Raw genomic sequence first — 23,728 nt, 5'->3', positions numbered from 1 at the left:
TCAGTTCTCCTCCTTGTCCGCGCTGTCCAGGGCTGCCAGGACAGCGAGTTGCCTGCGGTCGCGCGTCCCGGTGAGTTCCGAGTACGTGGAGGAGCCGTAGGCCTTTTCCACGGCTTCGATGAGCCGTTCCTGTGCTTCCTTCTGTTCCTTGTTCTGCGACGGGGTGCCGAGCCCCGCCCCCGTCTGCTGCATCGACCTGCCGATGTGCTCGACCAGGTGCCGGTAGCCGCCGGGTCCTCCGCCCAGGTGCGCGCCGAGGAACGGCCCGACCGTGGCCCAGCGCAGGCCCAGCGAGTTGATCACGACCTGGTCGAGGTCCTCGGGGGTCACCACGCCCTCCTGGACGAGGTACGCGGCCTCCCGGCTGAGGGCGTTCTGCAGGCGGTTGCCGACGAAGCCGGGGATCTCCTTGCGCTCGACGACCGGGGTGCGGCCGACCGAGATGTAGAAGTCCACCGCGTCCAGCACGGCGTCCTCACCGGTGCGTTCGCCGGGGACGACCTCGACGAGCGGGACCAGGTGCGGCGGGTTGAAGGGGTGGCCGATCAGCACCCGTGCGGCGTCCTCGTCGGACAGCTCCCCGGTGAACGCGGTCGACGGGATCGCCGAGGAGGAGCTGAGCAGCAGGGCGTGTGCGGGTGCCTCGCGGGCGAGGGTGGCGAAGAGGTCCTTCTTGAACCCGGCCCGCTCGGGGCCGTTCTCCTGGACGACGTCGGCGTCCCGGACGGCCTCGCTGACGTCGGCGGCGAGGTGCACGCGGTCGGCGAGGCCGGTGACGTCCAGGCCGCGGGCGGCCAGATGCGGGGCGTACGTCGCCAGGGCGTCGTCCACGGCCTCGGCGAGGTCGGGGCGCGGGTCGCTCACCCGTACGGTCAGGCCGTGCGCGGCGAACAGCGTCGCCCAGGACAGTCCGATGGTCCCGGCGCCGATCACCGCTGCGGTGCGGAAGGCGCGGGTCATGACGCGGCTCCCTTCAGGTAGTCGTGGACCGGCTCGACGCCGGACAGCGTCAGGTCGGTGAGGATGTGGCCGGCGGAGACGACCTCCAGCACCGGCAGGTCGGCCAGCGGGGCGAGCACGTGCTGGAACAGCTGGAGCCGGGCGGGGCCGGTCCAGGCGCCCTTGACGGTGACGTCGGTGATGCGGGTGCGGACGAGTTCCTGCACGCGCGGCAGCCCGTCGTAGCCGGGGATCGTCTTGAGCATGAAGGTCGGCACGGTGATCTGTGCCTCGGCCTCGGCCCGGTCCAGCTCGTGGTGCTTGTAGCCCATGGTCGCGGTGGCGACCCGCACGCTGCCGTGGTCGAGGGTGCCGACGAGCGCGCCGGAGTCGACGTACAGCGCCGGGGAGCCGATGACCTTCGGGTAGGCGGAGACCTCGCGGCCGGAGGCGGTCGCCGGGAAGTTGTCCAGGTGCATCGTGTGCAGGTACTCGCCCCGCTCGCCCTCGAAGCCGACGGGGATCGCCTGGCCGGCCTCGGTGTAGGGGCCGTAGCCGCTGACGTCGCCCATCTTCATGATCTCGAACCGGACCAGCGGTTCCTCGATCCGCAGGGGTTCGGGGACGACGGCCCGCAGGGCGTCGGCGTCGGTGCGGTAGACGACGTTGAGGTACTCGCGGTCGGTGAAGCGCGGCACCATCGGCGCGTACGCCGGGCCGGTGAGGGGGGTGGTGACGTGCTGTCGTACGTCTGCGGCCTTCATGTCCGGCTCACCGCCCGGTCCACCGCGCGGGGCGGCGCTCGGCGAAGGCGGTCATGCCCTCGCGGACGTCGTCCGAGGCCATCAGGGTCTTCATCTCGCCGCGCTGGAACGCGAAGGCCTCCTCGTCGGAGGCGCCTTCGGCGGCGCGGACGACGCGCTTGACGGCCGCGAGGGCCAACGGGGCGTTCTCCGCGACCCGTTCGGCCAGCCGGAGCGCCTCGGCGACGGCCTGTCCCTTGCTCGTGACCCGGTTGGCCAGGCCCAGTTCGCCGGCCCGGCGGCCGTCGACGGGCTCGCCGGTCAGCAGGAGCTCCATCGCGAGGTGGTGCGGGATGCGCCCGGGCAGCCGGATCACTCCGCCGCCCGCGGCGATCAGGCCGCGCTCGACCTCGGGCAGACCGAACCGGGCGTCCTCGGCGGCGACGATCAGGTCGCAGGCCAGGGCCAGTTCGAAGCCGCCGCCCATGGCGTAACCCTCCACGGCGGCGATGAGGGGCTTGTCCGGCCGGGCCTCGGTGAGGCCGCCGAATCCGCGGCCCTCGACCTCGGGCGACTCGCCGCGCAGGGCGGCCTTGAGGTCCATGCCGGCGCTGAACGTGCCGCCCTCGCCGGTCAGGACGCCGACCCGCAGGGCGGGGTCGGCCTCCAGCTCGTCGAGTGCGGCGGCCAGCGCGGTGGCGGTCGCCGCGTTCACGGCGTTGCGGGCCTCGGGGCGGTCCAGGGTGATCAGCAGGGCGGAGCCGATGCGTTCGGTGCGCACGGCGGGAGCGGTGGGGGTGCTCATGTCGGTCCTCCTGTGGCGATCAGCGGCTGATGGCGTCGAGTTCGGCGAGGACGCCCTCGGTGTCCTGGCCCGCGACCGGCGCGAGCCGGCGGATCGAGCCGGGGGTGGCGGAGAAGCGCAGCGGGATGCCGATGGTGCGGACCGTGCCCTCGGTCGGGTGCTCGGCGGTGTCGAGCAGGTGGCCGTCACGGACGTAGGGGTCGTCGTGGGCGCGGTCGAGCTCCAGCACCGGGGCCATCGGGATGCTGTGCTTGGCGCACACCTCCGCCCACTCCTCGGTGGTCAGCGCCGGGGCGCAGGTCTCCAGGAGCGCGGCCAGGTCCTCGTGGTCGGCGCTGTCGATGGCGTCGCCGCTCACGCGCGGGTCCTCGGCGAGGTCCGGGCGTCCGGCGGCGGTGAAGAAGTCCCGGTAGTTGTGCGGGTTGTACGGCATGACGCAGGCCAGGCCGTCCTTGGTGCGCACCGCCTTGTGGCCCTTGAGCATCGACAGCGCGAAGCCGGTGGGGCCGGTCTCGGGCACGTGGGTGTGGCCCGCGAGGTGCTCGACCAGGTTGAACGCGATCAGCGTGTCCGTCATCGGGATCTCGATGAGCTGGCCCTGGCCGGTGTTGTTCCGGTGCAGCAGGGCGGCCAGCACGCTGTAGGCGATGGTCAGCGAGGAGACCTTGTCGCCGATGATGGTCGGCAGGTAGACGGGCTCGCCGAGTGCCCGGTCGGCGATGTCGACGAGACCGGAGGCGGCCTGCACGGTCTCGTCGTACGCGGCGTTCCCGGCCCGGTCCGAGTCGCTGCGGAAGCCCTGGGCGTGCGCGTAGACGAGGCCGGGGTTGCGGGCGGCGATGTCGTCGTAGGACAGGCCGAGGCGGTGCAGGGCGCCGGGGCGCATGTTGGTGATCAGTACGTCAGCGGTGTCGATCAGCCGCAGTGCGCGTTCGCGGTCGGTGTCGTCCTTGAGGTTGAGGGCGACGCTGCGCTTGTTGCGGTTGACGTTGAGGTTCAGCGGGGTCATGCCCGGGGTCGTGCGGTAGTGGCCGTTGCGCACGGTGTCGGACGGCGACTCGATCTTGATCACGTCGGCGCCCAGGTCGCCGAGGATCTGGGCGGCGTAGGGGCCCATCACCACGGTCGAGAGGTCGATCACGCGCACGCCCTGCAGCGGGCCGGCGACGGTGTCGGTGGTGTCCGTCATCGGTTTCTTCACTCCTTCACTCACCATGTGTGTGTACCTGGAAACTAAGTTAGCTCGGAGATTCGCCGAACGGAAACGAATGGCATGACCGAATAGCGAAAAGCGGTATGACCGCAGTGGTCATACCGCTTTTCGTGGAGATTGTATGGCGATTATGAGTGGAGCGGCTCGGTGAAGAGCTCCCGGGCCGCCGCCACGATTTCTTGCAGGTCACCGCCGTTCGCCCGGTCCTTGCGCCAGATCAGCCCGGTCTCCATACGAGGATGGAAATCGGAGAAGGGAAGGACGGTGACATTGTCCAGACGGTAATTCTGCACCGGGCTTCTGGAGTCCAGCATGGAAATGGAGAACGCCAAACCGCTGGAGACTATTTCGGAGATTCCCTCGAATGTGGCGCTGCCCAGTTCGATGCGCTTCTTGATGCCGAGTTCGGCGAGCTGCTGGTCGAGGCCGCGGAAGTAGGCGTTCGTCACCGCCGTCGGGGAGCCCGCGTAGGCGAGTTCCGCCAGTTCCGCGAGGGCGACGGACTCGCGCCCGGCGAACCGGTCCCGGGGCACGACCGCGCCGAGCCGCTCCGACATCACGGGCATCTGCTCCAGCGCCGGGTCGCCACCGGCCGGGAGCCGGGCCAGGGTCAGCGCCAGCCTGCCGTCGCACACGGCGTCGACGAGCCGGTCGGTGCCGCCGGGCCAGCGTTTGATCTCGAACCGGTCGCTGACCCGCTCGGCCAGGGCGTCCATCCGTTCCCGCAGGTCGGGATGGACGCCGGTGGGCATGCCGAGCAGCAGGGTGGTGCGCTGCGGCCGGGCGGTCTCGTCCAGCCGCCACCGGATGGAGTCGACCTGTTCCAGCACCCCGCGCGCGATCGGCAGCAGCGCGTTTCCGGCCGCGGTGAGCCGTACGTGGTGGGTGTCCCGGTCGAACAGCCGGTGCCCGACCTCGTTCTCGAGGTCCTTGATCCGCCGGCTCAACGGGGAGGCCGCCATGTGCAGTTTGCGGGCGGCGGTGGAGAAGTTCAGTTCTTGGGCGACGGCCAGGAAATAGCGCAGGTGCAGGAGCTCCACGGGATTCACCCTAACCGCTGCAACCACAGGGCCTCGCCGCCCTTGTCACCCGGGGAATTCGGAGATCCTGACCGGTGGCGGCAGGAGTTTCCGGGCGGGAGCCGGACGCCACCGGGCCGCGCCCGTGCCGTCCCGCAGGACGCGCCCGAAGGCCTGGTCGCCGAAGTGGAAGGCGAACGCGTGGGTGCGCGGCAGCAGGAGGCGGGCCAGAAGGGTCCGGCGGGCCTTCAGGACCGCGCCGGTGTCCGTGTCGGGGCCGGAGGGCCACTCGGGGTGGGCCAGCTGGGCGGGGGTGTGGAACGCGTCGCCGAAGACCAGGACATGCCGTCCGCCGGAGGCAGCGATCACGTAGGTGGTGTGTCCGGGGCTGTGGCCCGGGGTGACCAGCGCGGTGACGCCGGGCCAGATCTCCGCGCCGTCGCCGAACGTCCGCAGCACCCTCGACATCGGCACCATGAATCCGTCCCAGGAGGGGGCACCGATCTCGATCTCGCGCCGCCAGAAGGGCTCCCATTCGGCGGCGGCCACCAGGTAGTCGGCGCGCGGGAACGCCTTGCGCGGTGCCCGCTCTCCGTCCGTGCGGAAGCCCAGGCCGGTGTGGTCGGTGTGCAGGTGGGTGAAGGCCACGGTGTCGACGGACTCCGGGGGCACCCGGAGCCGGCGCAGGGTGTGCGGCAAAGCGCCCGCGCGGGAGACGCCGAGGGACGGGGAGAGCACGTTGGCGCCGAGCCCCGCGTCGATCAGCAGCCGCCGCCCGCCCCGCTCGACGAGCAGCCCGCCCGCGGAGGCGGCGATCCGGCCGGACCGGGTCAGCGCCTCGGGGTGGTCCCGCCAGTAGGCGGCGGGGACGGCCGGGAGGAAGCCCGTGGGGTCCAGCTCCATCGCGCCGTCGACGACGTAGGTGAGCCGGGTGTCTCCGACGGTGAGGGTACGGACCGCCGACTGGTCGTTCAGCGCACCGGGGCTGCTGGAGGCGGGGTGGCCCGTGGCCGCGTGGACGCTTTCCGAGGACGCGGCGTACGCGGCCGTGGCCGCCGTGCCGCGCAGGAGCGCGCGACGGGAGACGCCGAGGGGGCGAGGGTCGGTCATGAGCCTTTCCTGGTACGGGGTCAGGGCGCCAGCAGGGCTGCCGGGTTGAGTGCGGTGACGGCATGTACCTGGTGGGGCGTCAGCTGCGCCTGCTCGAACCAGCTTTCGCTGAGCGACAGCCATCTGGCGGGGTCCGGCTGGTCCGGCTGCCCGAGGTCGGAGCTGAACACCACCCGGGGGTGGGCGCGTACGACGTCTCCCAGATGCCCGGCGTCACGATGCCCCAGGAGCAGCGTCAGGGCGGTGATCTCGACGTACACCCCCGGCGCATCGGCGAGTCGGGTGAGGTCGGCGGGGGTGAGGCCGGTCATCGGATGCGTGGCGTGGGTCAGCAGCAACCGGGGCAGGTCCAGCCGGGCCGCCTCGTCGACCACGCGCAGGGTCTCCTCCCGGTCGCAGTGGCCCGTCGCCAGGACGACCGGGAGGTCCCGGGCCGCCCGGAGCACCTCGCGCACGGGACGCCGGAGCTGTCCGGTGTCGTCCAGGACCCGCTCGCCGCGCCACCGTTCGGTGTCCAGCAGCGGGTGGAAGGGCTGCCGGTGCAGCCGGGAGGGATGGGCGGGGCCGACGAGGGTGGGCAGGTGCACGACCAGCCGGGCGGGGCTGTCCTGGCCGTGGGTGTAGACGGCCTGTTCCACCACCCGGGGGTGCACGCCTCCGGCGAGGTCGTTGAGGACGACGGTGCCTGAGACGGGCAGCCCCTCCTGACGGGCCTCCCACGCGCTCGCCGCGGTGCAGCCCAGGTGGCTCTTGATGACCACCCAGCCGTCGATCCCGGCGTAGGCCCGGCCGGCGCCGCCGGTGGTGAGACGGCGCCGGTACAGGTCGGGGCCCGCGTGGTAGTGGACGTCCACCACCCGCCGCGCGAGGTCACACATCGGCGGTCCGCCGCGCCGGGCCCTCCCACGGCCTCGCGTAGCCGAACCTCCTGCGGGCCTCGTCCAGCCGCAGTCCGGTGTCCACCGCCTCGGCGATCGCCGTCTCGGTCCGCTCGACGCGCTCGGCACGGCCGGCGACCTCGGCGGCGTGCGCCGCGGGCACGACGAGTACCCCGTTGTCGTCGGCGACCACGACATCGCCGGGGCGTACGGTCACGCCGCCGACGGTGATCTCCCGTCCGGTCGCGGCGAGTTCGACGCGGTTCTTGCCGCTGACCATCGTGGCGCCGGTGCTGAACAGGGGGTATCCGGCGGCCCGGATCTCGGCGATGTCACGGGCAGAGCCGTGCACCGCGGTGCCGCGCACGCCGCGGCTGCGGGCCACGGAGGTGAGCAGCGAACCCCAGTTGGTGCAGTCCGTGCTGCCGGCGTTGTCGACCACGACGAACGCGCCCTCGGGTACGTCGTCCAGATAGTTCGCCGCGTTCCGGAAGCCCTGGCCGTCGCCGTCCACCGGCCGGTAGGTGACGGTGTACGCCAGACCGGCCGTACGGGCTCCGGGAACCCGGGCGCTCAGGCCCGCGAGCACACCGCCGATGCCGAGGCTGTCCAGGGCGTCGGAGACGGAGGCGGTGTCGAGACGGGCGAGCCGGTCGACGACGTCCGGGGGGACGAGGGTGCTCTCCGCCGAGGCGGCTGCTCCCTCCGCCAGCCGGCCGGCGACGGCCCGCGCCACCTCCCTGGTCCCCGACGTGCCGCCCAGGTCGTACGTGACGGTCCTGCGGGCGCGGGCGACGGTGCGTACGGCGTTGCGCAGTTCCTCGCCCGGCACGTCGAGGCCGAGGTGGCCGAGCATCTGGCCGATCGTGAGGAGCATCGCCATCGGGTTGGCCCGGTCCTTGCCGACCATGCCGGGGGCGCTGCCGTGCACCGGCTCGAAGTAGCTGCCGTGGTCGCCGATGTTGCCGCTCGGGGCGAGACCGAGTCCGCCCATGACACCGGCGCCGAGGTCGGAGAGGATGTCGCCGAACATGTTCTCGGCGACCAGGACGCCGAACCGTTCCGGCCTGCGGACCATCCACAGGGCGACGGCGTCGACGTTGAGGATCTCCGTCTCGATGTCCGGGTGCTCCTGGGCGATCAGTTCGAGGCGCTCGCGCAGCAGGTTGCCGCTGTTGCGCAGGACCATCGGCTTGTCCGCGACCGTGAGCAGGCGCTTGCCGTGCGCCTCGGCGTGGGCGAAGCCGAAGCGGAGCAGCCGGTCGATGCCGTGGCGGGTCTGCAGGCGCAGGGTGAGGCTGGTGTCCTCCGGGCCCGATGCCGCCGCGTTGGGGTGGTGTCGTACGGCGTTCCAGAGCGGCTCGTCGAGGCCGTGGACGTCGATGCCGGCGTACAGGCCCTCCGTGTTCTCGCGGATGACGGTGAAATCGAACCGGCCGCCGTCCAGGTCGGTGACCGGACGGACGTTGGCGTACAGGCCGAGACGCTGGCGGAGTTGGAGGACCGGTGAGACGTACCGGAGGCCGGTGCCGCGCAGGGACGGGGCGAGTTCGGCCTCCGTCTCCCGCACGGGCTTGCTGGTGATGGCGCCCAGGAGGCAGGTGTCGGTCTCCTCGAGCAGCTTCCAGGTGCGCTGCGGGACGGGGTCGCCCTCCTCGCGCCAGCAGTCCCAGCCGATGTCTCCGAACCGGAACTCCAGGGGCAGGTCCAGCTTTTCGACGGTGCCGAGCGCGGCGGAGACGACCTCCGGGCCGATGCCGTCGCCCGGGAGGACGGCGACGCTCTTCTTCGGGGTCGGCTTCATGTCAGTCCCTTCTCCCGCAGGAAGGCGCCGATGAGGGCGGACACTTCCGCGGGCTGATCGGTGTGGGGGCGCATGCCGGCCTCGGCGACGACATGCACCCGGTGGTGCGGGCCGGCGGCGGTGTGCCGCCGTGTGACGAGCTGCGAACGCCCGCCGACGATGTGCAGCAGGGGGCCGGGGTGCGCCTCGACGGCCGCGGCCAGATCGATGCCGCACAGCAGCCGGAGCCCCCCGTCGAGCCGCTGGGCCGGGGTCTGGCGGGCAGGGCGCGGGAGGTCGGCGGGGACGGCCGGGGCGGTGCCGCCTCGCACGAGACGGCCGGGGGCTGCCGGGGCGGCATCGGCACGCGCGAGGCGACCGAGGCCGTCGACCGCGCCGTCGACCACCGCCCGCCCGTCGTGGCTCTCCACGGGGCGGTCACCGCCCGCCCGGCCGACGGCGGTACCGCCTCCCGCCGGGCGGTCACCGCCCGCCCCGTCGGCGGCTACTCCCGTCCGCGCGACGGCTGCCGCCACGGCGGAGCCAGCCCCCTCCGGGCGATCACCGCCCGCCCGGCCGGCGGCGACTCCCGTCCGCGCGGCGGGGGTGTCGCCGGGGGCTGCCGGGGCGGTGCCGGCACGCGTGAGGTGACCAAGGTCGCCTACCGCGCCGTCGCTCCGGCACGCGGCATCGCCCTCGGCTGCCGTCCGCGCGGCGGTTGCCGTCGGGTCCGGGCCGGTGGACGGAGGTGTGCCGTCCGGCTGGACCCTCTCGTGCAGCAGCGCGAGGGACGCCTCGGTGTGGCCCGTGGCCGCCAGATCGGCGATTTCGCTGAGGCGGTGTTCCAGGAGCGCGTCCGAGCGGGCCGGGCCCGAGACGAGGAGGGCGGCCGTGCCGGGGGCGACGTACGGGAGGAGTCCCTGGGCCACGGCTCCGCCCAGGGCGTTCCCGCACAGCAGGTCGATGCGGCCGAAGGCGGGGAGCAGGGCCCGCCAGCGGGCGACGAGGTCCTCCAGGGTGCGTACGCGCTCGTCCCGGAGGGCGAGCGTGTCGACCACCGTCACCCGGAGCCCGGCCCCCGCCGCCGTCAGCGTGTCGATGACCGGGGCGAAGAACGCTCCCTCGTCCCAGACGGGTGTGACGGGGGCGAGGACCAGGGCGTGGGCGTGCGCCGGGCCGACGGCGGTCCGGGGTGGGTGGACCGTCGTCGGCACAGCAGTTCCGGTGTGGGTCACCGGGCGCCCGCGAGGGTGCGCGCGGTGGCGAGCACCTCGCCGTGGCGGCCCACCAGCTCCTTGCGGTGCTCCACCGGCAGGTCGTACCGGCCCAGCACCAGATCCGGCAGCGGCAGCGAGGGCGAGCCCTCGGGGACGTTCGCCAGGAGCAGGTCCGCCAGCTCCAGCACGGGCTCCAGGTTGAGGCGCGCGGCGGCCTCCGGGTCCGTGCGGTCCAGGTGCGCCAGCCACTGCTCGGCGATGAGGTTGCCCGGGCCCTTGCCCATGCCCTGGATCGAGGAGTCCATCCAGGTCGCGCCGGCGGCCTCGGCGCTGATGGCGTTGGACAGGGCGAGCCCCAGGTTGTTGTGGGCGTGCAGCCCGACCGGGCCCCCGGTGACCGACCTGGTCAGGGTGGTCAGGTGGGCGGTGTCCACCGGCGACAGGCTGCCGTTGGAGTCGGCGAGGTAGACGAACTCGGCACCCGCGTCGGTCGCGGCGGCGGCCACCTCGACCACGTCGCGGCCCGGCCACTGGCTGATCCGGGCGAAGTTGACGCCCACCGTGAAGCCGATGTCCCGGGCCTGGCGGATGTAGTCCAGGCCGGGCTCGTAGCCCTTGGCCGGCAGGATGATGCGGACGAGCCGCGCCCCGGCCTGGTACATGGCGGGCAGGTCGTCGCGGGTGATGTTCTTCGGGTGCAGGATCATCGCGATGTGCCGGGGGCCGACCTCCTGGGCCATCGCGGCGATGTAGTCGTCGTCGCCCCGGCCGGTGAGCCCCAGGCCGGGTATCGGGACGAGCGAGCCCTTGCGGTAGGCGATCTCGACCCAGTCGAACCCGGCCTCGACGCTCAGCTTCGCGTGCTTCAGGGCGTAGCCGAGCGGGAAGTCGAAGCCGTTGCGATAACCGCCGTCGCGGAGGGTGACATCGATGTTGACCATACTCATGGGTCCTCCAGAAAGCTGACGTGAGGGTGGGTCAGGCGGACTGCCGGGCCTGGACCGCGTGGTGCGCGGCGAGCCGTCCGAAGATCAGCGAGCGCAGCACGGACGTGGCCGGCGGGTAGGCCTTGTAGAAGAGGCCGGTGGCCTCACCGGCGGCGTACAGGCCGGGGATGGCCGTGCCGGACGGGGTGACGACACGGGCGTCGAGGTCGGTGCGGACGCCGCCGTAGGTGAAGCAGATCGCGGCGGTCACCGGGACGCCGATGAACGGCGCGGTGTCCAGGGGCGTGGCCCAGTTGGACTTGGGCGGGGTGAGGCCGACGGTGCTCTTGCCGTCGAGGCGGGTCGGGTCGAACTCCCCTTCCCCGACACCCGCGTTGAACTCGGCGACGGTCTTCGCCAGTCCCTCGGCGTCGATGCCGAGCTTGTCGGCGAGCTCCTCCAGGGTGTCCGCCTGCTCCGGCGGTACGTCGCTGAGCAGCGAGTTCATGATGCCCGGGATGGCGAGGGTCTTGGCGTCGGCGATCCAGTACGCCTCCTGGTCCTGGTTGCGCCAGATCTCGTAGCCGACGTGCTCGAAGGTGTTGTCCCAGGTGTCGCGGCCCTCGTCGAAGAACCGCTGCATACGGCCGTTGACGAAGATGCCGCAGCTGAAGCCGTACAGCACCGCGTCGGCCTTGCTGGTGCGGCGGTCGACCGGCTCGGCGTGGATGCCGTCGAACTGGCCGGCTGTGTCGGCGCCGAGCTCCAGTGCCATGCGCAGGGCGTCACCGCGGTTGTTGGCGATGCCGGGCGCGATCAGCGGCAGGTCGCAGGCGCGGTCGCCGACGTAGCGGGTGAGCATCTCGGTGTTGCCCTGGAAGCCGCCGCAGGCCAGGACCACCGCGCGGCCGGTCAGCCGCCGGGTGCGGCCGTCGGGGCCGCGCACCACGACGCCGTCGACGGCACCGTCCTCGGCGGTGGTCAGGCGCAGTGCCTCCGTCTCGTAGTGGATGTCGACGCGGGGGTCCTTCTCCAGGGCCGCGCCGAGGTGTTCGACGATGGAGGCGCCGCCGCCGCGGGGGCTGGCCGGCGGGGTCATCGAGGGGGTACCGCCGTCGAAGGTGTGCGGCAGCGGGAAGTCGGCGTAGTCGATCTCGACGCCGTGCTTCTCCACGAAGGCGAGGGTCTGCGGGGACTCGCGCTCCACCGTGCGGCAGTACTCGACGTCGGCGAGGCCGCCGGAGACGCGGCCCACGTGCTCGGCCCAGTCGGTGTCGAGCCGCCGCTGCTCGTCGACGCGGAGGAAGGCACCGGTCCAGCGGGTGGCGCCGCCGCGTTCGTCCTCGGTGGACCGTTCGAGTATCGCGATCCGGGCGGGCGTCTCGCGCCCTTCGGTGGCCTCGGCGAAGGACAGGGCGGCCGACAGGCCGGCGGCGCCGAATCCGACGACGACGAGGTCGTACGGGGCGGGCGTGGACGGGACGGTCATGGTTGCTCCTTGAGGTCGTGCGTGCCGGGCGGTGCGGTGCGGCGCGGGTTCAGCGGTTGGGGCTGATGACCCGGCTGGTGCGGTAGAGGCGGTACTTGGCGCCGGTCACGGTCTTCGCGAACTCCTGGTAGCGGCCGGTGAAGCCGGGGTCGTCGAAGATGGCGTTGAACCGCTTCTCGTCGGTCCAGGCCGCGAGGTTGATCACCGCGTCGCCGTCGACGCTGGTGAGCAGTCGGGATCCGCGGAATCCGTCGGCGGTGGCGGCGACGTGCTCGACGGCACCGGCGAGGGCGTCGACCGTGGCGGGCGCGTCCTCGGTGGTGGCGACGTTGATGAGCAGGACGCTGTCGTCGGGGACGGCCGCGGTGACGACGCCGGGGCTGGCGTTCTTCCCCTCGAAGGCGACCCGGTCGTACGAGGCGATGCCGAGCTTGTGCCACGGGTCGCTCTCGATGAGCTCCCGCACGGTGGCCTCGTCGAGGTCGGCGGTGACGATGACGGCACCGCCGTCGGGCCGGGGCCCGCTCAGCAGGATCCGTCCCCGGTCGGAGTGGTCCCGCAGCCAGGCCTTGTGCTCGGGCAGGTGCGCGGTGACGGTCTCGCGGGGCTGGAGGTAGGTGAGGGTGAGGACGTGGATCACGGGTTTTCTCCGGTGTGAGGAAGGACTGCCCGACCGGTGGTCAGGACGGGTCCGTGCAGGGCGATTCGGGTGGGGTCCGGGGGCTGGGGCCCGCCCGGAGCGCAGGGGTCAGGGCGTGATGCGCCCGGCCAGGCCGCGCAGGATGGACTCGGCCTCGGCGACCGTCTCGCGCACGACGCTCCCCGCCGGCCGGATGTCGTGGACCAGGTCGAGGACCTCACCGGCGAACAGCGCCCGCCGGCTCGTGTCGTCGCGGGCGACCGCCGCGGCCCACTCGGGCTCGATCTCGGCGCGACGGGCGGCGAGTTCGGCGTCGCGGCCGGTCCAGGTGCGGGTGAAGTCGTTGCTCACTGAGCGCGCCTGGTAGACCTCGTCCCACGGGATGCCGCGCACGACGTCGAAGGCCCGGGTGTCGACGAGGTCCGCCGTGGCCCCGGAGACCAGCGAGGACTTGAAGCCGGGCGTGCCCAGCGACTCCTCGGTGACGGCGAAGCGGGTGCCCATCATGACGCCGTCGGCGCCGAGGGCGAGGGCGGCGGCCAGGCCCCGCCCGTCCGCGAAACCGCCCGCGGCGACCACGGGCACCACGCCCTGGGTGATGTCGAGCACGGCCGGGATCAGCGGCAGTGTCGCCTGTGTCTTGTGGTGGCCGCCGGCTTCGGCGCCCTGGGCCACCAGCACGGAGGCCCCGGCCTGCAGGGCCACGGCCGCCTGCTCGGGATCGTGCACCTGGACCACGACGTGGGCACCGCTCTCGGCGGCGGAGGCGACGTACCGGCGTACCTGGTCCGGGTCCCCGAACGACAGGGCGACGACCGGCGGGGCGTAGCCGAGCACCTTGTCCCACAGGCCCGGGCGCTCGTCGAAGGTGAACATCACGCAGCCGACGCCCCAGACGCCACCGGCCTGCGCGGCCTGCCCCACGTGTTCGTCGATGAAGGCGGGGTCGCCGTAGCTGACACCGACGAGTCCCAGCCCGCCGGCGCGGGTGACGGCGGTGGTGAGCCGTCCTCCGGACACGGACCCCATGGGGGCGCTGATGACGGGGTGTTCGATGCCGAGCAGTTCCGTCAGCTTGGTGGAGATCACGCTTCTCCCCTGTTTTCCCGGCCGCGGCCGAATGGATCAGGAATGAATCCGACGTCATTGGGAAATCGATCGGAAATTGCTGTGTGACCGAACCGGATTCGTGTCACATACAGGAGACTAGGTTCAGCGGATCTCGCCTGTCCAAGACCTATACCGCGTAGTAGCCATAAGGCTCCGACTATGACGGAATATGACCCTCCGGTAAGGTGACCTCGGAGTAAGTTTCCGTTTTCATTTCCTGCGGGGAAACAGAGAACGGCCGGCCCGGAACAAGAAGTTCCGGACCGGCCGTCGAGTGGGGCCGAAAAAGGGAGATCAGGCGCGGTAGGGCCACCCGCACCGAGCGGCCACCCGGCCCAGATACCGGGCCGCGCGGCTGCCGGCCAGGGCGGTCACGGCCAGCCGTTCACGGGGCGCGGAGGCGGTGGGCAACGGGCGCCAGACGAGCTGCGGATCGTCCGTCACCGCCGTGCTCGGGCGCAGGGCCACCAGATCGCGGGTGGTCTGCAGGGCGTGCACGAACAGAGCCTGCTGGTCCTGGTCGACAGGATGCAGCACGGCCTTCCAGCCCAGCGCCGTCAGCTGCGCCGGCACGGCGTCGGCGTACCCGGGCGCGCACCCCTCGTCGTACCAGAGGAGGCGCTGCGTGGAAAGGTCTTCCCAGGTCAGGCTCGGTTGCGAGGCCAGGGGGTGCGCGGTGGGCAGGACGACGCCGAGCGGCTCGTCCCATACGACGGCGCGGGCGAGGTGAGGCGCGGTCACCGGCAGGCGCATGATCCCGAACACGATCTCGCCGTGCTCCAGCAGCTCGGGCTGCTCCGCCGCGCCCACCGAACGCATGCGCAGGTGCGGTCCGGGTCTGCTGCCGACGTGGTGTGCGCCCTGCCCGGCGAGACCGTTCTGCACCTCCGCGAGCACCTCCGCCGGCACGCCTCCGCACACGCCGACGGACCAGAGCGCGGGGGTGGGGGCGGCGGCCGCGATGGCCGACCGGAGCTGGCCGGGGATGCTCTGGATCTCCCGGAGAAAGGCCCGGCCACCCGCCGTCAGTTCGACACCGCGGGAGCTGCGAACGAAAAGCGCGGCTCCTATTCGCTGCTCCAGCCGTTTGATCTGCTGACTCAGACTCGGTTGCGATATACGCAATTCCTTGGCGGCTGCGGAGACAGTTCCGGAGCGGACCACAGCCAGGAAGTACCGAAGGTGTCGCATATCGAAGTCATCGACATGTTCGGCATGGCTGACAGCACGCTGAATCTCCTCCTGGTGCGGCTCCTCGGGGGCCGCGCCGAAGGCTGCCTGCCCGAGGGGGAACGGACCGATCCTTTCATCCAGCACACTCATCTGCTTCCCTCCGTCACTTCATGGCGACCGCGACCGCGGACCGGCCTGCGACCGGGCAGCGGGCGGCCCGGCGGGCCGGGACAGCATCATCATGACAGAAAAAACCTTCGGGATGGTATTTTTTACGTGTCCGAAACGACGACCTCACCGCCCGGCCATGCCCCGGCAGCCCCCGCGATCACCGGCGAGCGCGTCGAGCAGGAGACGCCACACCGCCTCCCGGGTGGGGGCGCTGCCGTACCGGTCGTCGCACTGCGAGGCGTGGAGAGTGCCGTGCAGGGAGGTCAGCAGCAGCTCCACCACCAGGTCCGGCGGATAGGGGGCGATGCCGTCCTCCTGCTGCGCCCTGTGGACGAGGCCGACCAGATGACGCCGCACGTCGTCGAAGAGGTCCGGGGCCGCGCGGGCCAGACAGGGCAGGTCGCTGGCGAGCCGGAGGGCCGCCCTGAGCCGGATGTCCGAGCGCAGGCGCCGGGCGAGCTCCAGGACCAGTTCCTCCAGCACGGCACGGGCCGCGGCGCCCGGCACGTCCCGGGCACGCCGCATCTCCTCCCAGGCCACGCGAGACTGGGCGAGCAGGGTCGCGGCGAGGATCTCCTTGGACGGGAAGTGCCCGTAGAGGGCCCCTTTGGTCATCCCCGTCCGCCTCGCCACGTCGTTCAGCGTGGCCTTGGCGTATCCCTGCGCGGCGAACTCCTCGGCCGCGGCGTCCAGCACCTTCTCACGTGTGCGCAGCGCCCTTTCCTGTTTGGCCATGCGGGGTGCCCTCCGGTCTTGATCGAGAGCACAAACATACCCCTGGGAAGGATTCCTCCGAGGAGGCGAAAGTCGGCCGTACATCAGGGACTCACGGAGGCCTGATCCTGCCGTTGGCCTGCGGCGGAACGGGGCGGTCGACCGGTAGCCACGGGCGGCCTTGCGGGGTGTGGTCCGGTGTCGCCGGGGAGGGTCGTCCAGCCCAGCCGGGCGGCCTCGTGCCGCAGGGCGGGGGCGCCGCCGATCACGACGGGGTGGCCGACGGAGCGGAGCATGGGCAGGTCGCTGTCGTGGTCGCCGTACGCGTGGCAGTCACCGGCGCGGGCGCCGCGCTCCGCGAGGTGGGCCTCGACGGCGTCGGCCTTGGCCCGCCCGATCATCGGCCGGTCGATCTCGCCGGTCAGCAGTCCGTCATCGGTGACGGTCTGCTCGGCGCACCGTACGGCGGTGGCGCCGAGGTCCGCGGCGACGGCGTCCACGACGGGGCGCAGGGAGCCGGAGACCAGGACGATCTCGTGCCCGAGAGCGCGGTGCCGGGCGAGGGCGTGCAGTCCGGCGGTGACGAAGGCGCGCTCGCCGCGGCGGTAGCGGGCGTACCAGTCGCGGGCGGCGGCCTGGAGGAGCGACTCGGGCGTGCCCGTGTAGCGGCGGTAGTAGTCGCGGTTGAGCCGGGAGCGGTCGGGCGGGCCGGCTGCCGCCGTGGACGTGGTCGCGGGCGGCGCCGGCTGCGCCGTTCGTCGCTGCGGGTCGTACGGCCCCCGGCCCGTGCCCGCCGGGCCGTCCTGCCGTGTCACCCAGTAGTCCCAGAAGTCGAGCAGGCTCTTCGTGGCGACGAGGGTCTCGTCGACGTCGAAGAAGGCGACCGGGACGGCTGCCGCCCGGGTCATGGCCCGTCACCTCCCGCCGGGGACAGCACCGCTTCCGCGTAGGCCCGGGCCGCGGCGTCCGGGTCCAGGGCGGCGTGGGCGGCGATGGCCGTGGCGTCCCGCCAGGCGCGTTGCACGGCGCTGTCCGGGGACTGGGCGCGCAGGCCGGAGGCGTGGAACAGCGCGTCGACCGCCTCCCGGCACAGTGTGGCCGCGGCGGTGGCGTCCCTGCGGTTCTCCGCGACGGCGAGCGGGGTGATCTCGCCCCGGTCGGCGCGCTCGGCCGCACCGGTCAGGAGCAGACCGGCGGCGTGGATCCGCGCCGATGCCCGGGCCAGCACGGTGTGGGCCGCCGGGTGGCGGCGCTCGGCGGCGAGCCGTTCGCCGGTCCAGGCGCGCAGGGCCCCGCGGGCGGCTCCGAGCAGCGGAGCGGCGAACATCAGCGCCGCGACCATGGGATACGGCACGGTGTGGCACCGGGCCGCACCCGGACGGCTTCGCAGGAGTGCGTCGAGCGTGTACGTCCGGTGCCGCGGAACGACGAGTCCCTCGCACCGCACCGTGTTGCTGCCGGTGCCCCGCAGGCCCAGGGAGTGCCAGGTGTCCTCCACGGTCACCTGCGCACGGGGGACGGCGAAGATCCGGTGCTCCCGCCCCTCCTCGCCGTCCGTCCAGGAGGCCAGCAGGATCCAGTCCGCGTGATCGACCCCGCTGGCAGGCCGCCAGGCGCCGTCGAGGCGCCAGCCGCCGTCGACCGCCACCGCCGCGCCCTGGGGCGGTACCACCGCGGCGGCGATCCGCACGTCCGGGCCGTCCGCCCACACCTCGCGCTGCCCCTCGGGCGGGAGATAGGCGGCCAGCCGGCCGTGCGCGGCGAACAGCGCGGCGCACCACGCCGTGGCGGCACAGGCCTCCCCCGCGTCCGCCACGCCGGCCACCAGCGGGACGAACTCCCCCGCCTCCCCGCCGAACCGGCCGGGCACGAAGTGACGCGGAAAACCCGCGCGGGTCAACGCGTCGACGGCATCGGCCGTGAGTGCACGCCGCTCCTCCGCCACCGGGGCGTCCCGGCGGGCGGTCGCCGTCAGGGCCGACAGGTCACGCAAGGGTGTGCGCAGGGCGGCGCGCTCCGGGTCGTCGATCAGCATGCGGCCCCCGTACGCCGGTGGGCACGGCCGGGCGTCCCGCACCGGATGCGGGCCCGGGCGAGCGTGCGGTCGCCCTGCGTGGCGGTCAGGTGGACGAGGCGGGCGTGCTCGTCGTGCGGCTCCCGGGCCCCTGCCCCGCGGGGCTCCAGGGTGATGGCCACCGGCAGGTCCGGTTCGCCGAACGAGTCGTATGCCACGGTGAGTTCACCGATGTCCCGCACCCGGGCCGGGCCGACGGCGCCCTGGGTGGCCGCGACGCCGGCCGCTTGGCGGAAGGCCTCCACGAGAGCCATGCCCGGTATGTGGTCCGACGGGTGGTCGAAGAGGACGGGGTGGCCGGGGTCCAGCCGCAGCCACCACCGGCCGGAGCGCTCCGTGTCGGAGGCGAGGAGGACGTCGCGGTCGCGCCGCAGCCCGACCCTGGCCGGTGGCAGCGAGGCGGCCCCGGCGGCAGCGGCGTGGGCCGGCCCGGACACCACGGGTGGCTGGGCGGCGCCGCGCTTGCGGAGGACCGCGTATCGGCGTGGCTCCATGGCCTCCCAGAGGACTCGCGCCCGGCCGGCTGCCCGGCCCGCCGCCCACACCGTCGCGTCCAGTTCCAGGCAGGCGCGGCGGGGGTTCCCGGCCTTGCGCCGACAGTGCGCCTGAAGCGTCGCGTCGGCCGAGGGCGGCAGCGGCTCGTCGAGTTCGACGGCGACCTCGCCGAGGACGAAGGGGTGCCCGAGGGGGATGTCGTGGAAACGGTGGGACAGGTGGATCGCCGCCTGCCGAGCCGCCTCGGCCAGCAGTACGGGGTCCAGGGCCCCCTCGCCGGGGTGGTCGGCGGTGATGAACTGCTCCCGGGGTAACCGGGCGGCGACCGCGAACCGGTCCTCGCCCAGGTGCCGGGCGTCGGTCAGGAGCACTTCCGTGGAGGCGGACTTGTGCACGGATTCGCGGGCCACGGGGCGGTCGTAGCGGAGCGCGCCGCCGGGAGGTCCCGGGGTGTGGAGGTCCGGCGGCGCGGCGGGGGACGGTACGCAGTGCAAGGTTCTGTTCCCTTTCGGGTCGCGGAAGCAGGGGTGAGCCCGCTATGGTCCCGTCGTTCACGGGAAGCGACGCGAAAAAAGATACCTTCCAGAAGGTATCGAGCCGAGAATCGTTTTTGAGCCAGTACGGCCGGAACGATTCCATCTGCCCCGGCCGAACACGTCCGCCAGCTCCGGCCGAGGCCGCCGAGTCAGAGGAACCGAGCATGTCCGAGCCGCAGCCAGCCATCGCCGCGTTCGCGCCGAGGAAGTTCGTCACCAGGAGGGGGCCCGACCCCAAACAGGAACGGTCCGCGCGCACCAGGTTGCTGGTGCTCACCGCGGCGTCCGAGCTGTTCGCCGAGCAGGGATTCCGGCACACGTCGGTCAAGGACGTGGCCGACCGCATGAAGATGACGAAGGGCGCGGTCTACTTCCACTACCCCTCCAAGGAGGCGCTGGCCGTGGCGGTGGTGGAGGAGCACTACGCCCGGTGGCCGGCGCTCCTGGAAGAGGTCCTGACGGAGGGGTACGGGCCGCTGGAGACGGCGGAGCAGATGCTGGCGCGTGCGGCGGTGTCGTTCCGGGACGACATCGTCGTGCAGGCGGGGGCGCGCCTGCAGATAGAGCGCCCGCACATCGACGCCGAGCTGCCGACGCCGTACGTCGACTGGACCGAGCTCCTCGCCTCGCTGCTGGTCGCGGCGCGGGACGAGGGTCAGGTGCGGGAGGGCGTCTCGCCGGAGGCGGCGGCGAGGTCCCTGGTCTCGGCGTTCTTCGGCGCCCAGCACATCTCGGACGTGCTCAGGGGACGCGCGGACGTGGTGGAGCGCTGGACGGAGACGAGCGAACTGCTCTTCCACGCCATCCGGGCCCACTGACCCGGGGCCTCGGAAGCGGCTCCGGGCGCCGGGGCGCACACGTGCATGGCGGTGCTCCGCGGCCGAAGCCGTGGAGCACCGCCACGCGGGTACGCCCGGGGACCCGGCACCGGCGCCGTCCCGTCACGCCGGCTCGGACACCCGGCGGTGGCCGGAGAGCACGACGAGTCCGCCGACGACGGCGAGGCCCATCAGGACGGTGCCGAAGAGGGTCGCGCCGGTGGGCAGGCCCACCGCGTCCATGAGGTAGCCGGTGGACACCGGCAGGAGGCCGGCGGGGATGTAACCACCCACGTTCAGTGCGGCGTTGGCCTCGGCGAGGCGCTGCGCCGGGACGGTGGAGTTGAGCAGCGACAGACCGCCGAGCTGGCCCATGCCCTGGCCGGCTCCGGCGAGCAGGGCGGAGGCGACGAGCAGCGCGACCGACGAGGCGTGCACGGCGGCGATCAGCGCGGCCATGCTGAGGGTGGTGCTGATCGCACCGGCGGTCAGGATGGTGCGCCGGGGCAGCTTCTGCACGGCGAACTGGACGCCGGTGGCGGCGAGGAACATGACGAAGGCCATGGCTCCGGCGACGATCCGGCTGGTGGTGCCGAGCAGTTCGGTCAGCAGGGTGGGGCCGAGCGACAGCACGAAGGACGTGGCGGTGATGCCGGGGGCGAACACCGCGATGCCCAGAGCGAGATGGATGCCGTTGCCGTGCGGCACGCCGGGCACGCGCACCCAGGGGCCCTTGCCGCGGGCGGCGGGACGGCGTACCGGCATGCGCAGCACGGCGAGGACGGCCGTGAGCAGCAGGACCGCCTCGACGACGAAGACGGTGACGGTGGGAGCCGGGAGCGTCTCGGACAGCAGGCCGGCGAGCAGCGGGCCGAGGCCGGCCCCGAAGACCATCGCGCAGGAGGCCAGCAGCGCGGCCAGCCGCTTCCGCTCCGGGCCTGCCACGTCCGTCACCGCGGCCATACCGGCGGAGACGACCGCGCCGACGGCGATGCCGGTGAACAACCGGGCGACGATCAGTGCGACGACCGTCGTGGCGGTCGCGAAGATCGCGCATGCGGCCAGGGCGAGGGCGAGGGCGGGCAGCAGCACGGGCTTGCGTCCCAGCCGGTCGGAGACGACGCCCGACACGAGCAGCGAGCCGAGCAGTCCGACGATGTAGAACGCGAAGACGACGGTCAGCGTGCCCTTGGAGAACCCGATGTCGCGCTGCCACAGCACGTACAGCGGGGTCGCCGCGTTGGACAGCACGAAGACGGCGGTGACCGGCCAGGCCGCCAGCCACACCCACCAGGTGGGCGTGCGGGCCGCCGCGGCCCGCTCCGGCGGTGCGGGCGTGGCCGGCTCCGGCACTGCGGCCTGCTGTTCGTCCACCGTCTCGGCGGACAGGGTCCGACTCTCCGACATGGGTTGCTCCCTCCGGCAGCTAAGTACGAGTCCATTCGAACTTAGCATGCAGTACGATTGAACTCGTACATAGGATTTCGGTTATAGGGAGTTGCCTATGTCTGCGACGGTTCGACAGGCGCCGGTCATCAAGGTGGTGCCGGAGCCGGAGGACCTGCCGGAACCGCTGCCCGAGCCGGCGGTCGGGGAGCTGCGGCTGGAGACCGTGCTGGGCGCGCTGAGCGACCCGCTGCGGCTGCGGATCGTGCGCAAACTCCTGCTTGAGTCGGAGGCGTTCGACCACTCCTGCGGCTGGTTCGGCCTCGACCGCCCCAAGTCCTCCCTCACCCATCACTTCAAGGCCCTGCGCGAGGCCGGCGTCACCCGCCAGCGCCAGTACGGCCTGGAACGCCGCAGCCACGTCCGCGTGGACGACCTCAACGCCCGGTTCCCCGGGCTGGTGGACCTGGTGGCGGCCTGGACACCGCCCAACGCGCCCTGAACCAGGGCTTGTTCTCCCGGCGCGTGCGGCCACCACCCCGCTACGGTTCCGGGGTCGGGCCGCAACGGGACGGGGGGGCGCCATGGGCATGCGCGGGGAACTGCGCGGGTGGCGGGAGCGGGGCCGGGTGCTCGCGGCGGCCCATCCGCTGCTGGTCGACCTCGGCGTCGCGCTGCTCGTCCAGGGTGCGATGACCATGCCGTTCCTGGTGCCGCGCGCGCCCGGGCTGCCCGCGGCGACCTGGGCCGCGTACGGGCTGAGCACCCTCACCGTCGTGCCCCTGGTATGGCGCAGGCGGGCACCGGTCGCCGTGCTGTTCGCGGTGCTGGCCACCAGCCTGCTGTACCGGCTGGCCGTCGACGGGCCCGGGCAGCCCCTGCCGTACACCGGACTGGTGGTCGTGTACACGATTGCCGCGCTGTCGCCCGCGCGGAAACGGGCCGTCACCGGGCTCGTGCTGCTGATCGCCGTGCCGGTGGGAGTCTGGCTCAACACCCGGTCGGCGCGTGAACTGACTTTCTCCGTCTTCGTGTTCGCCGCCGCCTACGTCTTCGGGCGGCTGACCGACGCCCGGCAGCGGGCTCACCGCATCGAGGCCGAACAGGCCGCCGCTCGCGAACGGGCCCGGATCGCGCGGGAGATGCACGACATCCTCTCCCACGCCGTGAGCCTGATGATCGTGCAGGCCGAGGCCGGACCGGTCGCGGTACGGTCCGCGCCCGAGCGGGCCGAGGCCGCCTTCGACGCCATCTCCGCGACCGGGCGGGACGCCATGGCGCAACTGCGTCACATGCTGGGGGTGCTGCGGGACGGCGGCGACGACAGCGGTGGCTCCCCGCGACAGCCGCAGCCCGGGATCGCCGCGCTGCCCGGCCTTCTCGACCGGGTGCGCGGGAGCGGACTCGACGTCGTGTACCGGACCGCGGGGGACGCCGGGCCGGTCGCCGACGGAGTCGGGGTGACCGTCTACCGGGTGGTCCAGGAGGCCCTGACCAATGTCGTCAGGCACGCGGAGGCGCAGACCGCGACAGTGGAACTGATCCGTAGGGGGAACGAGTTGGAGGTCACGGTGACCGATGACGGGCGAGGGGCGCAGACCGTGTCCCGCCGGGGCGGGCACGGGCTCGCCGGCATCCGCGAGCGGGCTGCCGCCCACGGGGGCGACGCGGTCACCGGGCCGGGAGCGGACGGGCACGGCTTCGAGGTACGGGTGCGGATTCCCCTCTCCGCCGCGGCGGAGGTGAAGACGTGACGATCCGTGTCGTCGTCGCCGACGACCAGGAACTCGTGCGCAGCGGCTTCGCCATGATCCTGGACGCGCAGCCCGACATCGAGGTCGTCGCCGAGGCGGGTGACGGCGGCGGGGCCGTCGACGCGGTACGGCGGCACGCGCCCGACGTCGCGCTGCTCGACATCCGGATGCCCCGCATGGACGGCATCGAGGCCTGCCGGGCGATCAGCGCGGCGAGCGACTGCCGGACGGTGATGCTGACGACCTTCGATTCCGACGAGTACGTGTACGACGCGCTGCACGCGGGTGCGAGCGGCTTCCTGCTCAAGGACGTCCGCCGCGACGACCTCGTGCACGCCGTGCGGGTCGTCGCCCGGGGCGACTCACTGCTCGCCCCCTCCGTCGCCCGGCGGCTGGTCGAGCAGTACACCCGGCCCGCCACCGCCCGGGCCCGCCGGCCCGATCCCCGGCTCGACGTCCTGACCGCCCGGGAGCGCGAGACGCTGCTGCTGCTCGCGCGCGGTCTGTCGAACGCCGAGATCGCCGCCGAGCTGGTGGTCAGCGACCACACCGTCAAGACGCACGTCGGCAACGTCCTCGCGAAGCTGGGCCTCCGGGACCGCATCCAGGCCGTGATCTGCGCCTACGAGACCGGCCTCGTCGCGGCCGGTGATCCCCCGGCCGGGGGAGCGGCCGGGGCCGGGTCCTCCCCCGCGCCGGTGAGGAAGTGACGCCGCGGGACCACCGGCGGGGGCG

Annotated in this window: 23 protein-coding genes; 4 read left to right on the top strand and 19 right to left on the bottom strand. The window is 72.8% G+C overall.

Going from position 1 to position 23,728, the window contains the following annotated elements; genetic code table 11:
- The 18 genes from A4E84_RS21345 to A4E84_RS21260 form a co-directional block, all read right to left on the bottom strand.
- Nucleotides 1–960, bottom strand: coding sequence for a 3-hydroxyacyl-CoA dehydrogenase NAD-binding domain-containing protein (locus A4E84_RS21345; RefSeq protein ID WP_062928125.1), 960 nt, complete (start codon nt 958–960; stop codon nt 1–3).
- Nucleotides 957–1,703 carry an acetoacetate decarboxylase gene (locus tag A4E84_RS21340; RefSeq protein ID WP_062928124.1) on the bottom strand — a complete coding sequence of 249 codons (747 nt, stop codon included), beginning with the start codon at nt 1,701–1,703 and terminating at the stop codon, nt 957–959. The genes A4E84_RS21345 and A4E84_RS21340 overlap by 4 nt, the downstream gene beginning before the upstream one ends.
- Nucleotides 1,704–1,710: 7 nt before the next feature.
- Nucleotides 1,711–2,487: a crotonase/enoyl-CoA hydratase family protein gene (locus tag A4E84_RS21335; protein WP_062928123.1), complete on the bottom strand. Its 777-nt coding sequence runs from the start codon at nt 2,485–2,487 to the stop codon at nt 1,711–1,713.
- A gap of 19 nt (nt 2,488–2,506) precedes the next feature.
- Nucleotides 2,507–3,676, bottom strand: coding sequence for a CaiB/BaiF CoA transferase family protein (locus A4E84_RS21330; RefSeq protein WP_062928122.1), 1,170 nt, complete (start codon nt 3,674–3,676; stop codon nt 2,507–2,509).
- Between the two features lie 152 nt (nt 3,677–3,828).
- Nucleotides 3,829–4,740, bottom strand: a complete 912-nt coding sequence (locus A4E84_RS21325) for a LysR family transcriptional regulator (RefSeq protein ID WP_062928121.1) — start codon at nt 4,738–4,740, stop codon at nt 3,829–3,831.
- A 45-nt stretch (nt 4,741–4,785) separates the two neighbouring features.
- A complete protein-coding gene (locus tag A4E84_RS21320) occupies nt 4,786–5,829 on the bottom strand; it encodes an MBL fold metallo-hydrolase (RefSeq protein ID WP_079129048.1) in 1,044 nt (347 codons plus the stop codon).
- Between the two features lie 20 nt (nt 5,830–5,849).
- Nucleotides 5,850–6,707: a DUF6282 family protein gene (locus A4E84_RS21315; RefSeq protein WP_062928120.1), complete on the bottom strand. Its 858-nt coding sequence runs from the start codon at nt 6,705–6,707 to the stop codon at nt 5,850–5,852.
- Nucleotides 6,700–8,511 carry an isocitrate/isopropylmalate family dehydrogenase gene (locus tag A4E84_RS43935; protein ID WP_063827510.1) on the bottom strand — a complete coding sequence of 604 codons (1,812 nt, stop codon included), beginning with the start codon at nt 8,509–8,511 and terminating at the stop codon, nt 6,700–6,702. Before A4E84_RS43935 ends, A4E84_RS21315 begins: the two co-directional genes overlap by 8 nt.
- Entirely contained in the window at nt 8,508–9,704 is a 1,197-nt protein-coding gene (locus A4E84_RS21305; RefSeq protein ID WP_062928119.1) for an alpha/beta fold hydrolase, read from the bottom strand. Before A4E84_RS21305 ends, A4E84_RS43935 begins: the two co-directional genes overlap by 4 nt.
- A gap of 17 nt (nt 9,705–9,721) precedes the next feature.
- A complete protein-coding gene (locus A4E84_RS21300) occupies nt 9,722–10,654 on the bottom strand; it encodes a beta/alpha barrel domain-containing protein (RefSeq protein ID WP_079129047.1) in 933 nt (310 codons plus the stop codon).
- A gap of 31 nt (nt 10,655–10,685) precedes the next feature.
- The gene (locus A4E84_RS21295; protein ID WP_062928117.1) at nt 10,686–12,122 is read right to left on the bottom strand and encodes an FAD-binding protein; all 1,437 of its coding nucleotides are present in this window, start codon (nt 12,120–12,122) and stop codon (nt 10,686–10,688) included.
- A gap of 49 nt (nt 12,123–12,171) precedes the next feature.
- Nucleotides 12,172–12,762: a YciI family protein gene (locus A4E84_RS40965; RefSeq protein WP_062928116.1), complete on the bottom strand. Its 591-nt coding sequence runs from the start codon at nt 12,760–12,762 to the stop codon at nt 12,172–12,174.
- Nucleotides 12,763–12,870: 108 nt separating this feature from the next.
- Nucleotides 12,871–13,851 carry an NAD(P)H-dependent flavin oxidoreductase gene (locus tag A4E84_RS21285; protein WP_062928115.1) on the bottom strand — a complete coding sequence of 327 codons (981 nt, stop codon included), beginning with the start codon at nt 13,849–13,851 and terminating at the stop codon, nt 12,871–12,873.
- Nucleotides 13,852–14,166: 315 nt separating this feature from the next.
- On the bottom strand, nt 14,167–15,063 hold the full coding sequence (locus A4E84_RS21280) for a LysR family transcriptional regulator (protein WP_063827569.1): 897 nt from the start codon (nt 15,061–15,063) through the stop codon (nt 14,167–14,169).
- 276 nt (nt 15,064–15,339) lie between these two features.
- Complete coding sequence (locus tag A4E84_RS21275; RefSeq protein WP_062928113.1) at nt 15,340–15,951, bottom strand: TetR/AcrR family transcriptional regulator; 612 nt, start codon at nt 15,949–15,951, stop codon at nt 15,340–15,342.
- Between the two features lie 83 nt (nt 15,952–16,034).
- Nucleotides 16,035–16,838 carry an HAD family hydrolase gene (locus A4E84_RS21270; protein ID WP_062928112.1) on the bottom strand — a complete coding sequence of 268 codons (804 nt, stop codon included), beginning with the start codon at nt 16,836–16,838 and terminating at the stop codon, nt 16,035–16,037.
- Nucleotides 16,835–17,965, bottom strand: coding sequence for an acyl-CoA dehydrogenase family protein (locus A4E84_RS21265; protein WP_062928111.1), 1,131 nt, complete (start codon nt 17,963–17,965; stop codon nt 16,835–16,837). The genes A4E84_RS21270 and A4E84_RS21265 overlap by 4 nt, the downstream gene beginning before the upstream one ends.
- On the bottom strand, nt 17,959–18,909 hold the full coding sequence (locus A4E84_RS21260; protein WP_159029602.1) for a ScbA/BarX family gamma-butyrolactone biosynthesis protein: 951 nt from the start codon (nt 18,907–18,909) through the stop codon (nt 17,959–17,961). Before A4E84_RS21260 ends, A4E84_RS21265 begins: the two co-directional genes overlap by 7 nt.
- A gap of 290 nt (nt 18,910–19,199) precedes the next feature.
- Here A4E84_RS21260 and A4E84_RS21255 point away from each other — a divergent pair, with 290 nt between their 5' ends.
- Nucleotides 19,200–19,853 (top strand): ScbR family autoregulator-binding transcription factor, encoded by a 654-nt coding sequence (locus A4E84_RS21255; RefSeq protein WP_062928109.1) that lies wholly within the window; start codon nt 19,200–19,202, stop codon nt 19,851–19,853.
- Between the two features lie 123 nt (nt 19,854–19,976).
- Here A4E84_RS21255 and A4E84_RS21250 read toward each other — a convergent pair whose 3' ends face one another.
- The gene (locus A4E84_RS21250) at nt 19,977–21,260 is read right to left on the bottom strand and encodes an MFS transporter (RefSeq protein ID WP_062928108.1); all 1,284 of its coding nucleotides are present in this window, start codon (nt 21,258–21,260) and stop codon (nt 19,977–19,979) included.
- A gap of 97 nt (nt 21,261–21,357) precedes the next feature.
- Between A4E84_RS21250 and A4E84_RS21245 the strand changes: the two genes are divergently transcribed.
- The 3 genes from A4E84_RS21245 to A4E84_RS21235 all read left to right on the top strand — a co-directional run bounded on the left by A4E84_RS21245 (nt 21,358) and on the right by A4E84_RS21235 (nt 23,703).
- On the top strand, nt 21,358–21,741 hold the full coding sequence (locus tag A4E84_RS21245; RefSeq protein WP_062928107.1) for an ArsR/SmtB family transcription factor: 384 nt from the start codon (nt 21,358–21,360) through the stop codon (nt 21,739–21,741).
- Nucleotides 21,742–21,823: 82 nt separating this feature from the next.
- Nucleotides 21,824–22,993 carry a sensor histidine kinase gene (locus A4E84_RS21240; protein WP_062928106.1) on the top strand — a complete coding sequence of 390 codons (1,170 nt, stop codon included), beginning with the start codon at nt 21,824–21,826 and terminating at the stop codon, nt 22,991–22,993.
- The gene (locus tag A4E84_RS21235) at nt 22,990–23,703 is read left to right on the top strand and encodes a response regulator (RefSeq protein ID WP_062928105.1); all 714 of its coding nucleotides are present in this window, start codon (nt 22,990–22,992) and stop codon (nt 23,701–23,703) included. The genes A4E84_RS21240 and A4E84_RS21235 overlap by 4 nt, the downstream gene beginning before the upstream one ends.
- Nucleotides 23,704–23,728: the final 25 nt, after the last annotated feature.

Origin of the sequence: Streptomyces qaidamensis (genome assembly GCF_001611795.1) — a bacterium.
Taxonomy (GTDB): Bacteria; Actinomycetota; Actinomycetes; order Streptomycetales; family Streptomycetaceae; genus Streptomyces; species Streptomyces qaidamensis.
The sequence above is the reverse complement of the archived record's forward strand: the minus strand, read 5'-3'. Positions and strand labels throughout refer to the sequence as shown.

What these genes read in the sequence shown, in the direction of transcription:
- A4E84_RS21265 (WP_062928111.1), bottom strand. Translation starts at nt 17,965, where the DNA reads ATGCTGATCGACGACCCGGAGCGCGCCGCCCTGCGCACACCCTTGCGT.
- A4E84_RS43935 (WP_063827510.1), bottom strand. Translation starts at nt 8,511, where the DNA reads ATGAAGCCGACCCCGAAGAAGAGCGTCGCCGTCCTCCCGGGCGACGGC.
- A4E84_RS21275 (WP_062928113.1), bottom strand. Translation starts at nt 15,951, where the DNA reads ATGGCCAAACAGGAAAGGGCGCTGCGCACACGTGAGAAGGTGCTGGAC.
- A4E84_RS21320 (WP_079129048.1), bottom strand. Translation starts at nt 5,829, where the DNA reads ATGACCGACCCTCGCCCCCTCGGCGTCTCCCGTCGCGCGCTCCTGCGC.
- A4E84_RS21270 (WP_062928112.1), bottom strand. Translation starts at nt 16,838, where the DNA reads ATGACCCGGGCGGCAGCCGTCCCGGTCGCCTTCTTCGACGTCGACGAG.
- A4E84_RS21295 (WP_062928117.1), bottom strand. Translation starts at nt 12,122, where the DNA reads ATGACCGTCCCGTCCACGCCCGCCCCGTACGACCTCGTCGTCGTCGGA.
- A4E84_RS21255 (WP_062928109.1), top strand. Translation starts at nt 19,200, where the DNA reads ATGTCCGAGCCGCAGCCAGCCATCGCCGCGTTCGCGCCGAGGAAGTTC.
- A4E84_RS21315 (WP_062928120.1), bottom strand. Translation starts at nt 6,707, where the DNA reads ATGTGTGACCTCGCGCGGCGGGTGGTGGACGTCCACTACCACGCGGGC.
- A4E84_RS21335 (WP_062928123.1), bottom strand. Translation starts at nt 2,487, where the DNA reads ATGAGCACCCCCACCGCTCCCGCCGTGCGCACCGAACGCATCGGCTCC.
- A4E84_RS21240 (WP_062928106.1), top strand. Translation starts at nt 21,824, where the DNA reads ATGGGCATGCGCGGGGAACTGCGCGGGTGGCGGGAGCGGGGCCGGGTG.
- A4E84_RS21340 (WP_062928124.1), bottom strand. Translation starts at nt 1,703, where the DNA reads ATGAAGGCCGCAGACGTACGACAGCACGTCACCACCCCCCTCACCGGC.
- A4E84_RS21245 (WP_062928107.1), top strand. Translation starts at nt 21,358, where the DNA reads ATGTCTGCGACGGTTCGACAGGCGCCGGTCATCAAGGTGGTGCCGGAG.
- A4E84_RS21300 (WP_079129047.1), bottom strand. Translation starts at nt 10,654, where the DNA reads ATGAGTATGGTCAACATCGATGTCACCCTCCGCGACGGCGGTTATCGC.
- A4E84_RS21345 (WP_062928125.1), bottom strand. Translation starts at nt 960, where the DNA reads ATGACCCGCGCCTTCCGCACCGCAGCGGTGATCGGCGCCGGGACCATC.
- A4E84_RS21250 (WP_062928108.1), bottom strand. Translation starts at nt 21,260, where the DNA reads ATGTCGGAGAGTCGGACCCTGTCCGCCGAGACGGTGGACGAACAGCAG.
- A4E84_RS21330 (WP_062928122.1), bottom strand. Translation starts at nt 3,676, where the DNA reads ATGACGGACACCACCGACACCGTCGCCGGCCCGCTGCAGGGCGTGCGC.
- A4E84_RS21280 (WP_063827569.1), bottom strand. Translation starts at nt 15,063, where the DNA reads ATGCGACACCTTCGGTACTTCCTGGCTGTGGTCCGCTCCGGAACTGTC.